The sequence below is a fragment of the Pseudovibrio sp. POLY-S9 genome (assembly GCF_001431305.1).
GTDB lineage: Bacteria > Pseudomonadota > Alphaproteobacteria > Rhizobiales > Stappiaceae > Pseudovibrio.
In genome coordinates this window covers 188,142-199,270 of record NZ_LCWX01000200.1, presented here as the reverse complement: position 1 = coordinate 199,270, position 11,129 = coordinate 188,142, and the positions used below count along the sequence as shown (strand labels likewise).

The 11,129-nt window shown below is 51.3% G+C and carries 10 protein-coding genes and 1 tRNA gene; 5 read left to right on the top strand and 6 right to left on the bottom strand.

Going from position 1 to position 11,129, the window contains the following annotated elements; translation table 11 throughout:
• The coding region (locus PPL9_RS20620; protein WP_082597008.1) for a TolC family outer membrane protein at positions 1 to 1,104 on the bottom strand (1,104 nt) is incomplete at its 3' end.
• A gap of 459 nt (positions 1,105 to 1,563) precedes the next feature.
• A complete protein-coding gene (locus PPL9_RS20615) occupies positions 1,564 to 2,223 on the bottom strand; it encodes a protein-L-isoaspartate O-methyltransferase (RefSeq protein ID WP_057464431.1) in 660 nt (219 codons plus the stop codon).
• Between the two features lie 302 nt (positions 2,224 to 2,525).
• Here PPL9_RS20615 and PPL9_RS20610 point away from each other — a divergent pair.
• Positions 2,526 to 2,599, top strand: a tRNA-Cys gene (locus tag PPL9_RS20610).
• 87 nt (positions 2,600 to 2,686) lie between these two features.
• Here PPL9_RS20610 and PPL9_RS20605 read toward each other — a convergent pair.
• Entirely contained in the window at positions 2,687 to 3,715 is a 1,029-nt protein-coding gene (locus PPL9_RS20605; RefSeq protein ID WP_208989513.1) for a phytanoyl-CoA dioxygenase family protein, read from the bottom strand.
• 135 nt (positions 3,716 to 3,850) lie between these two features.
• On the opposite strand from PPL9_RS20605, the gene PPL9_RS20600 reads away from it, so the two are divergent.
• The 4 genes from PPL9_RS20600 to cbiB all read left to right on the top strand — a co-directional run bounded on the left by PPL9_RS20600 (position 3,851) and on the right by cbiB (position 8,045).
• Positions 3,851 to 4,693, top strand: coding sequence for a hypothetical protein (locus tag PPL9_RS20600; RefSeq protein WP_057464429.1), 843 nt, complete (start codon positions 3,851 to 3,853; stop codon positions 4,691 to 4,693).
• A gap of 119 nt (positions 4,694 to 4,812) precedes the next feature.
• Positions 4,813 to 5,982: an alkane 1-monooxygenase gene (locus PPL9_RS20595; protein WP_057464428.1), complete on the top strand. Its 1,170-nt coding sequence runs from the start codon at positions 4,813 to 4,815 to the stop codon at positions 5,980 to 5,982.
• Positions 5,983 to 6,067: 85 nt separating this feature from the next.
• Positions 6,068 to 7,090 carry a threonine-phosphate decarboxylase CobD gene (cobD, locus tag PPL9_RS20590; RefSeq protein ID WP_057464427.1) on the top strand — a complete coding sequence of 341 codons (1,023 nt, stop codon included), beginning with the start codon at positions 6,068 to 6,070 and terminating at the stop codon, positions 7,088 to 7,090.
• On the top strand, positions 7,077 to 8,045 hold the full coding sequence (cbiB, locus tag PPL9_RS20585; protein WP_057464426.1) for an adenosylcobinamide-phosphate synthase CbiB: 969 nt from the start codon (positions 7,077 to 7,079) through the stop codon (positions 8,043 to 8,045). Before cobD ends, cbiB begins: the two co-directional genes overlap by 14 nt.
• Here cbiB and PPL9_RS20580 read toward each other — a convergent pair.
• From PPL9_RS20580 to PPL9_RS20570, 3 genes are all read right to left on the bottom strand, one after another.
• Positions 8,038 to 9,480: a cobyric acid synthase gene (locus PPL9_RS20580; protein WP_057464425.1), complete on the bottom strand. Its 1,443-nt coding sequence runs from the start codon at positions 9,478 to 9,480 to the stop codon at positions 8,038 to 8,040. The genes cbiB and PPL9_RS20580 overlap by 8 nt on opposite strands.
• A 42-nt stretch (positions 9,481 to 9,522) precedes the next feature.
• Positions 9,523 to 10,152 (bottom strand): cob(I)yrinic acid a,c-diamide adenosyltransferase, encoded by a 630-nt coding sequence (cobO, locus tag PPL9_RS20575; RefSeq protein WP_057464424.1) that lies wholly within the window; start codon positions 10,150 to 10,152, stop codon positions 9,523 to 9,525.
• Between the two features lie 2 nt (positions 10,153 to 10,154).
• Positions 10,155 to 11,129 (bottom strand): cobaltochelatase subunit CobN (locus PPL9_RS20570; protein WP_200962344.1); only part of this gene is annotated, 975 nt, incomplete at its 5' end.

The window sequence follows — 11,129 nt, the reverse complement described above, 5'->3', positions numbered from 1 at the left end:
AGAAAGCGGAGCCGCAGCAACCTGTGCTTCAGCTGCCGTAATGGAAGCGATCGATGCATTCAGCTGCCCCCAGGAGGAGATCGCCTGAGCACGGATGCTATCACGGGACACATCAACCAAAATCTCGGTGCGGCCCAGATCTTCTTTAGACTGGCGCACAACAGAGTATTCGCTACCATTCTGGTAGATAGGAACAGTCACACGACCAAAAATAGATGCTGTTCTGGTCGGCTTTCCAGACACGCCAGGAAGGTTGTTGTCGCTATAGGACAATGTTCCCTGAACATCAGCAGTCGGAAGCAATACACCCTCAGCAGTTTTCACTGCAAACTGAGCGGCATCAACCAGAAACTGAGAAGACTGGATCGCAGGATGCTCTTCCTGACCAATAGAGATTGCAGAAGAAACAGTCTTCGGCAACAAGCTTGTCACATTGGTGCGAGCGCTCAGGTTTTTGGGATCAATGCCAATCACCTGACGGAAAATCGCACGACTTGTGTTCAGGTTTGCCAGCGCTGTGTTCAGTGTGGACTGCGCACGAGCACGACCTGATTCAGCCTGAGAAACATCCGTCCGCGTACCTTCGCCCACATTAAAGCGATCTTTAGAGGCCCGAACCTGCTCTTCCTGGAATTTCAAATCACTCCGACGCAAAGACACAAGCGCGGTATCGCGAATGACGTCCATGTATGCGGTCGCAGCTTGGAAAAGCGCAGTCTGCTCTGCTGTACGCAAATCTTCACGCTGAGCACGAACAATAGCTTCAGCCTGACGGGTAGAGTTCACAGTCCGGAAACCACGGAACAGCGGCTGAGTAACCTGCAAGGATGCTGTATACTCATTACGGTTTCGGTTAGTGCCCTGTGTCTCCTGCCACTGGTAACCATAATTACCACTGGCAATAATGCTTGGGCGCCATCCGGCCAAAGCCTGTGGCACACCTTCATCTGTCGCACGAAGCTGAGCGCGTGATGCGTTTAATGTCGGGTTATTCTGATAGGTAGCAGCCAATGCCTCTTTAATTGAAAGAGCATTCGCGCCTTGAGCACTCACAAGCAAGCCGACTACTGCAACTGCACCCGTTAACGTTTTCCGAGAAACCACTTTATATGCCTCAAACAGGGTCAATCTTACGAACCGCAAACCCAACACACTGGCCGAAATGTATATCTTATTCGGCGTTTTCCGAAACCGGCGATCAAGCCGATTTTGGAAAAAAATAAATACTGCGACGAACAGGCAACATCTTATCGATACAATTACCTAGCCCAATCGCAGAATATCATTCCCCGGAGGCACACTAATAGAACCATTAAGTTTTTACTACCGTTTTTTCACCCAATGATTGAAACGTGGATATCTCTACATCATTGATAGAAAAGACAGCAGCAGCAGCCAGTTCTTATTTTACCCCACCAGAGTTTGAAGTGCTTTAAACCAGCATTGGGACAAAACTGTAATTCACATCACGAAAACGGAAATTCATCACAACACTTCACAGAAAAACAAAAAAAGGCGAAGGTTCCCCCTCGCCTCACATTTCTATACCTGAGTTGCAAGCGTTTAGAATTCAAAGACTTCCGGCTTCTCAAATCCTGGAAGCGCACATGCATGCGCATTAAACGCAAACACAGAACTCACATTGCCGCCAGACTTGGTGTAAAGCCGCGCAACACCTGCATTGCTCTCCCCCTCAACCACAACAAGACGGCCTTCGTCTTTTAGCTGAGCAGTTAACGCTTCTGGCAGCTCTTCAACGGAACCGTTCACCAGAATAACATCATAAGGCGCATCAGCCGCATAACCCTTGGCCAGATCGCCATCAATCACAGCAGCATTTTCAATGCCCAGCTGTTCAAGATTCGCTGAAGCCGCCTCGGACAGCGCTACATCAACTTCCAGACCAACAACAGCCTCAGCAAGATAGGAAACGATCGCCACGCCATAACCAGAGGCAGCACCAACCACCAGAACTACATCCTTGGCAGTGATATCAGCCAGCTGAACAAGACGACCAAAGATGTGCGGCTTGAGCATTTTACGCTCGCCTTTTTCATCAACGGCTACATCTTCATCAATATAGGCCAGCTCCTGCAGGTTTTCCGGAACAAACTTTTCGCGAGGCACCTTGCCCATAGCACCAATAATGCGCAGGTCTGTAATATCATTGGTCCGCAGCTGATTGTCGACCATCAGTGTTCTTTGTTCCGCGAAGTTGACCATCCTGTCCTCACTGTCTCGCAAGATTCTTTGGCTGAGAAATATCGCTCATGCACCACAAACACAAGCTGCCATATCCGTAAAAATAAACAGTTCCCTCTGTTGTTTTTCTATTTTTGAACTTTGCGGTGCAAATACGAGCCTTTTCACCATGCTGGAAGAAAAACTGAGGCTCATCCAGAAAGCTACTCACTTAGGTAAACCCCATAGATTTCGGTGTTTTACACAAGAGTGATCGTGGAAAGTTAATTTGCCCGCTTGACTATCCGCCCCAAATATCAGAAAAGCCCCTCACACCACAGCGGGGCCTCTTGGCGGAGTGGTGACGCAGCGGATTGCAAATCCGTGTACGCCGGTTCGATTCCGGCAGAGGCCTCCATCTTTCTTCCTTTGCATTGATAGTAAAAACCTTTTTGCCTTTGGGGCGTAGAAGAATTGCGCCTTGCAATCAGTCTTGCCTCACGTTTTACAACACCGGTGGCGCGTCTATTTTTACGCGGCCAATCTCCCGGTGATGGCTCGGTTTTCCTGTCAGCTTGCTCCTGAAATTCAGATAACCCGTATAAATTTCTGACTGCCGCCCTTTCACACCTGGCAGTGAGCGTAAGTCTAACCCAGACCATGGAAAGTAGGGCGAACGGCTCAAATCTGCGAACAGGCCAACACGAGCACCAGGGCGCGTTGCAATACCCCGGCGATGGAACCCATGTGTATCAGCTATCACCAGTGAGTTTGCCGACACATCAAAGCAGACGGGTTTATCATATCCCATTCTCAAAATATCTTCCTCACTGGCTCGAAAAGAACCCGCTGCATGCATGCCATCTGGGTGCTGCACCGCATTCAAGCTCTGTTCAAACTCCCAGGCAGTCCGCTCCGGCGTATAACGATGAGACCCCGGCACGTAATGAAAAGGCCCATCAGCGACATCAACATCGCGCAAAAACAACCACGCTTTCGATGTGGCGTGGAATGTATCCATATGAAAATCAGTTTGCGGGTCTTTCCTCGTTTTTTCCAAGTCCCACAAAACGGCATGCAAAAACACAATGGGATCCGCATTATAAGACGCCACATAGCGCATCGCATTTTGCAAATACGGGTCGCGAACCGCCCTGCTCAGACCGGGCAAGTCTTTCAGCACTGAAGGTGGTAACCCAATAAACCGCGTCACCGTTTTCCCCTGCCGCATTTCACTTGCAGCAAACGCATTCGTGGCAATCTCATCCTGAACTTGCGCAAAAACATCCTTGGAGAGGAAATTCTCTTTCACTACGTATCCATTACGATGAAAAACCGCTTTATCTTCCTCTGGCAAAAGGCGCACCATCTGACGGCGGCGCAGTGCAGCCATTTTTTCAGCCCACGCCACACGCTTCAGATAAAACCCACGCTCATTTAACCAGCGACTTCCGATAATCGGATTCTTCTTAAATGACTTTTGACCCATCAAAGCATCAAGAGCCCAGATAGGACTTTTTAAAATTCGCAACACACGAGCCCCCACTCCGCTGACAAAACCGCCAGAACCTGTGCAATAACAAACACACTACGTATTCCTGTGTCCATTTGCCATTTAAACTCATCAAGCAGGCTATTGCAGCACTGATGATTTAAAGGGCAATTTTCGATGAGCGATACACTTGATCAACCGACTAAGCGCTCAACTCCCAAACGCCGTAAAAAAAGACGTCGCAAAGCCGAGTTTGCCTCCGAAAGCGACATGTGCACCCATTTCATCAACACGCTTCCCGAAGAGTGGGTCGCCTACCCGGAGTGGGGCAACTGGGATATTCTGCTTGTCAGGAAGAAAGATGGGTTTCAGGTTGGCATCGAGGCCAAGTTGCGCCTCAACGCAAAAGTCATCTCTCAATCTGCAGAAACCGCCTATCACTGCGACAAACCCGGGCCGGATTGCCGAGCAATCCTGATTCCAAAAGGCTCCAATCTCGACTTTCAACCGGTTTGCAACATCCTGTCTCTGCAGATCATTGAGATTGAAAGCGAAACCTCTAAGAGCCCAAGTACCGTCAGTTGGTATCGGCCCAAACTCCCAAATCCGGATCGCGCATCCCCGGCAGGAAACTTCAAAGAGTTCTATCCCACCGAGCGACTGGAACTCCCTGAAATCATTCCAATTGTTGCAGCTGGCAAGCCCTCGCCCATCAAGCTGACACCGTGGAAAATCAAAGCCATCAAGCTTGATATTCTGCTGCAAAAGCATGGCGTGGTTACGCGCAAACTGTTCAAAGCCCTCAACCTCAGCACAACGCTCTTCCTTCATTCTAGCAATGGCTGGATGCTGAAGGGAACAGAAAGGGGTGCATGGACACGCGGCCCCAGTTTCCCTGATTTCAGAACAGGGTGCGAAGAGAACTATGACGAGCTGGAAAAGCGTTACAAAACATGGGTTAAAACCTTGCCGATGGAAGGCATCCTCGCACCGGAAACCGACAAAGAACCTGCCTCATAAGCGAATAAGCAGCCCTTTGTTGTTGCATGCAGAACAAACACCCCGAAACAACAGAGTTTCACTTGACCTAATTAGCTGCTAGATTACCCTTAGGTAAACCAAGCATCTGGGAGGGAGCGATGGTTTTCAAAACGCAAGATGAGACGGGCACACTCAAAACATTCAGGGACGCAAAGCGATATTACTGGCTGATTGCTTTTGCCAGCAGCAGCGTCACACTCATCACAGTCGCGCTTTATGCCTACACGCATGTCACAGCAACTCTGTTCATTCCCCTCGTTTACTTCTTCATCGTCATTCCCGGTCTGGACGCACTGATCGGCGAAGACCCGTATAATCCGCCTGATGATGTGTTGATCCAGATGGCGGAAGACCCTTATTACAGCCGGCTCGTGCACTGGCTGGTCCCATATTCATGGATCAACCTTTTTGCAGGCGTATGGCTTGTTGGCACCTATGACCTCCCTCTTTGGCTGATTGCTCTGTTTGCCTTTGGCAAAGGCTTGTTCGGCTCTGGCACCATCATGCTTGCCCATGAACTCGGCCACAAAACCAACAAGACAGATCAATTACTGGCCAAGTTTGCCCTCGCAGTCGTCGGCTACGGTCATTTTTGCATTGAGCACAATCGCGGCCACCACGTGTACGTGGCAACGCCAGAAGATCCCGCCAGCTCCCGCATGGGAGAAAGCATCTACGCCTTTGCTTGGCGCGAGATCCCAGGCGCGTTCGTCAGAGGCTGGCAAAACGAAAAGGAACGCTTGCACAAGAAAGGCCTCAGCACCTTCTCAGCGAAAAACGATATCTTGCAAGGCTACGCCATCACCCTGATTGTCTTTGGCATTTGCACCGCCCTGTTTGGCTGGAAGGTTCTGTTGTTACTGGCGATTCAAAGCGTGGTTGCTTGGTATGGCCTGACGCAGGCAAACTATGTGGAACACTATGGCCTTCTGCGCCAAAAGGACAAGAATGGCAAATACGAGCGCTGCCAGCCGCGCCACTCATGGAACACAAACCACATCTTCTCAAACCTGAGCACGTTCCACCTGCAGCGCCATTCAGACCACCACGCCAATCCGCTGCGCCCCTATCAAACCCTGCGAAACTTCCCGGACTTACCCAGCCTTCCTAGCGGATATCCCGGCTGCTTCGCACTGGCGGCCATCCCCTCGCTGTGGTTCAAAACAATGGACCCCAAAGTTCTGGAATGGGCTGGCGGAGACATCAACAAGGTCAATCGCGTTGATGGGTATGAACCTGTTGCATACTCTGCGCCGAACATCTGTTGAAACACGCAGAATACCACTGCATTTCATGGCAATCACACAGTCGCCCCGCTAAAACAGGATCAAGTTTTGAAGCGGGGTTAGACCAATGCAACATGGTGGCGATCTTTCAAAGGCAATTGCTGAGTTTGGCGGCGAGATCAGCGACTGGCTGGACCTTTCCACCGGCATCAATCCTGTTGCCTATCCAGCAGCAGAACACATCACGTTCCGCGGTCTGGCAGAGCTGCCAAGCGAAAGAGCCGAAGTCGCGCTGATTGCAGCTGCACGAAAGGCTTATCAGGTCGCACCGCACTCAGGCATCACAGCAACACCCGGCACTCAGGCAATAATCACCGCGCTTCCGCATTTATTGGGTGCCAGCTCTTCAATCGCAATCGTCAGCCCAACTTATGCTTCCCACGAAGAAAGCTGGAGAGCTGCTGGTGCGACCGTCCAATGCATTTCCGCTCAAGAAGCCCATACCGCTGCGACTGATCACCTCTTGATTGTGAACCCAAATAATCCGGATGGTCATCTTTTCTCAAAAACCGAACTTTTGGAACTTGCGAATAAAAGAAAAGAAAGCGGCGGCTATCTGATCATTGATGAAGCCTACATGGATCTTTATCCAGAAACCTCGATCATTCCTGAGCTTAATGACACTCCAATTCTGGTCTTGCGCAGCTTCGGCAAATTCTTCGGCCTCGCAGGTTTGCGCCTAGGGTTTCTTGTTGGTCCAACAGCAATCACAACGAAACTACAGAACCAGTTGGGCAGTTGGGCGGTGTCGGGCCCCGCATTGGATGTTGGCTGCGCCGCTCTGTCGGATCTGAACTGGCAAGAAGAAATGCGTGCGTTTTTGAAGACGGAAATGGACATCTTCAGGGCGACATTTCAAGACCATGGTACATCAGTCATAGGCCACACCAATCTCTATCTATTGATTGATCATCCTTCTGCTCACCAGCTCCACACAGCACTGGCGAAAGAGAAAATCTGGACACGCGTGTTCGATTACAGCGAAAGCTGGTTACGCCTTGGATTGCCTGCATCCAAATCCGCCCGGCAGCGGTTCACGCAAGCATTCAAGAACGCAGTTCAGACGGTCGAAAACCATGCTGCTCTTTGAAAACACGCTCTGGATCGTTCTGCTTGCCATTTGTCTTGACGCCGTGATTGGTGATCCGGACTGGCTGTGGTCCAGACTACCACATCCAGTCACTCTGATTGGCAAGCTGATCTCCTATATGGATCACACCTACAACAAACCGGAACACCAACGCTCAGCTCGCAAAACCAATGGCATTCTAACGCTTGCCTTGTTGATCGGCAGCGCTGGCTTTGCCGGGCTGGCACTCCAGTATCTGCTTGATTTCCTGCCATTTGGTGACATTCTGGCAGCAATGGTTGGCATGACTTTGATTGCGCAAAAAAGCCTCTACCAGCACGTGGCAAGAGTACGCAATGCCCTGCGATACTCTGGCCTTACCGAAGCCCGCAAACAAGTCTCCATGATCGTTGGCCGTAATCCTGAGTATTTGGATGAAGCTGGCGTCAGCAGAGCAGCAATTGAATCATGCTCGGAGAACTTTTCAGATGGTGTTGTTGCACCCATCTTCTGGTTTGCCGTGCTCGGTCTACCAGGGCTGTTCATTTACAAAGCCGTCAACACAGCTGACAGCATGATCGGCCATAAAAACGAAGCCTATGAAGACTTTGGTTGGGCCTCAGCACGGTTTGACGACTTGATCAATCTACCAGCCTCTCGCCTATCCGGTCTGCTGATCGTGCTCGCAGCACTCATTTCCGGTAGAGCCTATAAAACAGCACTCTCCACCATTCTCAGGGAAGCCAAAAATCACCGCTCACCCAATGCAGGCTGGCCCGAGGCTGCCATGGCAGGGGCGCTCGGTGTAGCACTTGCCGGCCCACGCCAGTATGCTGAATACCGTGTTGAAGATCCCTTCATGAACGCAAAAGGCCGCAAAATAGCGGATGCAGATGATATTGATGGTGCACTGAAACTGATGGCAATTTCCAGCGCCCTCCTGGCACTCCTGATCGCAGCAACCTTAGCTATTTAATGCGGCTTTGAGCAATTTCCCAAAGCGCATCCAGATCAAGATGTTGCTCCAGATGATCAGCCAGCCCATCCAGCGCCCGTTCCACACGATGCTCGTATCCCAATTGAGAAACAGCCCCAAACCCTTTCAGGAATGCCGCACGAAACGCATCTGAGCCAAAGATGCCATGCATATAACACCCTGAAATCTGGCCGGTTTTCGAGATCGCACCATCCACATGGTCTCCAAGATCAACAAAGGGACGCTCACAATCCGGGCCAGACGTCCGCCCCACATGGATCTCATAACCTGTGACACTCTCACCACTCGGGACATGCAACCCGGTCTTCTCAGTTGTTTCCTTATAGGCTGTCAAAACCGTTTCAACATCCAGCAAACCAAGCCCATCAACGGTGCCAGCATCACCTTCAATGCCTTCAGGATCTGCAATAGTTTTGCCAAGCATCTGGTAGCCGCCACAAATCCCAAGCACTTGCCCACCGCGGCGGACATGACCGTAAAGATCAATGTCCCACCCCTGAGCGCGGAAGAAGGCAAGATCACCGATGGTGGACTTGGTCCCCGGCAGCAAAACCACATCCGCATCAGCTGGCAGCACCTCACCTGGGAGCACAAAATCCAGCGAAACATCCGCTTCCATGCGCAGTGGATCCAGATCGTCAAAATTTGCAATTCGGCTGATGACTGGAACCACAACCTTCAACTTACCGCGACTGGTGCTTTCAGAAAGGTCCAGCGCATCTTCTGCAGGCAGGTCCATCACCTGCGCAAACCACGGCACCACACCGTTGCACGGCCAACCGGTATTTTCTTCAATAGCCGTTACACCTGAATCAAACAGTGAGGGCTCGCCCCTAAACTTATTGATCAAAAACGACTTTATACGGTTTACTTCACCACTTTCCAGAACAGCATGTGTACCGACCAGCGAGGCAATGACGCCGCCGCGATCAATATCACCACACAGTACAACCGGAACATCCGCAGCCTCGGCAAAGCCCATATTGGCAATGTCACCGGAGCGCAGGTTGATCTCAGCCGGCGAGCCGGCTCCCTCAACGAGAACCAGATCAGCCATTGACTCAACTTCAGCAAAACTCTCCATAACGTACTGGATAAGCGTGCCTTTTTGCCGACCAAACTCCGCCCCGCGCAACGTACCAAACCGCTTGCCCTGCACAATCACCTGAGACCCGCTGTCACTTTCAGGTTTCAAAAGCACAGGGTTCATATGCACGCTCAACGCGACTTTTGCGCCGCGCGCCTGCAAGGCTTGAGCCCGCCCAATCTCACCGCCGTCAGCCGTGACAGCAGCGTTGTTGGACATGTTCTGCGGTTTGAACGGCTGAACGGAAAGACCCCGCCGCGTGAAAGCGCGCGCCAGTCCGGCAACAAGCACGCTCTTGCCAACATTAGAGCCGGTACCCTGTATCATCAGGGCTGGCTTTCTTTTCTGCGAAACAGATGTCGTCACAACTTAAAACTCAATGCCTTCCTGCGGCTTCACACCAGAGCGGAACGGATGCTTGATCTGGCCCATCTCAGTCACAAGATCAGCAATCTCAATCAACTCATCCTTCGCATTGCGACCTGTGATAACCACATGAACATCATCAGGTTTTTCATCACGAAGGAAGGCTACGACATCCTCAAGCGGAATGTATTCATAACGCAGCACGATGTTCAGTTCATCCAGCAAAATCATCTTATGCTCACGAGAGCTGATCAGCTCCTTTGCAGCATCCCAGGCAGCGTGCGCAGCTGTGATATCGCGCTGACGGTCTTGTGTCTCCCAGGTAAAGCCTTCGCCCATGCGTTTGATGGTGACGAGATCGGAGAAACGATCCAATGCCATGCGTTCACCAGTCTCCAGGCGACCTTTCACGAACTGTACGACAGCCACTTTATGGCCGTGACCAAGGCTGCGGAAAATCATGCCGAAACCGGCGGTGGATTTGCCTTTCCCCTTGCCGGTATGGACGATCAGCAGTCCCTTCTCGATGGTCTTAGTCGCCATGATCTTATCGCGCGCAGCCTTCTTCTTACGCATCTTTTCAGCGTGGCGTGCGTCCAGATCTTCTTCACTCATGTCAGCCTTGGTAACCATTCTTATTCCCCTCCATCCATGAGCGCGCGTCGCAGCTCTATTAAGTCCTCAAAGGCGCTGTTTCGTTTCGGCACCCACATATCTCGTTGAATGATCTCTAAAAATCGCTCTGTCATTTCCAAAAGCGCTGCAGAATTCTTCTCTGCAATAAAGTCCCGCACCTCATCATCATAAAGATATGCATCATAGAGCTGATCAAAATGATGGTTAGAAACGGCGTTGGTCGTCGCCCCAAAAGCAAAGAGATAGTCGACCGTGGCCGCCATCTCAAAAGCACCTTTATACCCGTGGCGCATCACGCCTGCGATCCATTTTGGATTGGCAGCTCTTCCTCTGACAACCCGCCCGATTTCCTCAGAAAGCGTGCGAATGACAGGGCGTTCGGGCCGCGAATGGTCGTTGTGGTAGACGTGCGGAGCATCGCCTTTGAGCGTTTCAACAGTTGCGGCCAGACCGCCCTCAAACTGATAATAGTCATCAGAATCAAGGAGATCGTGTTCCCTGTTGTCCTGATTGTGAACCACTGCATCAGCATGGGTGAGCCGGGTTATCAGATCGTCCCTGGCTTGCTCGCCATCTTGCGAACGGCCATAGGCATAGCCGCCCCATTCAAGGAAACTCTCCGCAAAATCCGCACGTTTATCCCACAGCTTCTCATCAATCAGCGCCTGCAGGCCAGCGCCGTAAGCGCCTGGTTTACTGCCGAAAATCCGGGTGGAAGACCGCTTTCGCGCCTGTCCTTCTTCAACACCCTTAGCCAGTAATTCCCCAAGCTCAGCTTGGTACCGCGCCGCCAGAGGATTGGCATCATCAGGCTCATCAAGATCGCAAATCGCGGCAACTGCAGCGTCAAACAAATGTATGAGTTGTGGGAACGAATCTCGAAAAAAGCCGGAAATTCTGAGGGTTACGTCAACACGAGGGCGTTGAAGCTCGGAAAGTGGAACAATCTCGAATCCGGTGACACGGCCAGAGGT

Excerpts from the sequence above, each read along its gene's own strand:
- PPL9_RS20615 (WP_057464431.1), bottom strand. The coding sequence starts at position 2,223 with ATGGTCAACTTCGCGGAACAAAGAACACTGATGGTCGACAATCAGCTG.
- PPL9_RS20600 (WP_057464429.1), top strand. The coding sequence starts at position 3,851 with ATGAGCGATACACTTGATCAACCGACTAAGCGCTCAACTCCCAAACGC.
- PPL9_RS20595 (WP_057464428.1), top strand. The coding sequence starts at position 4,813 with ATGGTTTTCAAAACGCAAGATGAGACGGGCACACTCAAAACATTCAGG.
- cobO (WP_057464424.1), bottom strand. The coding sequence starts at position 10,152 with ATGGTTACCAAGGCTGACATGAGTGAAGAAGATCTGGACGCACGCCAC.
- cobD (WP_057464427.1), top strand. The coding sequence starts at position 6,068 with ATGCAACATGGTGGCGATCTTTCAAAGGCAATTGCTGAGTTTGGCGGC.
- cbiB (WP_057464426.1), top strand. The coding sequence starts at position 7,077 with ATGCTGCTCTTTGAAAACACGCTCTGGATCGTTCTGCTTGCCATTTGT.
- PPL9_RS20580 (WP_057464425.1), bottom strand. The coding sequence starts at position 9,480 with ATGATACAGGGTACCGGCTCTAATGTTGGCAAGAGCGTGCTTGTTGCC.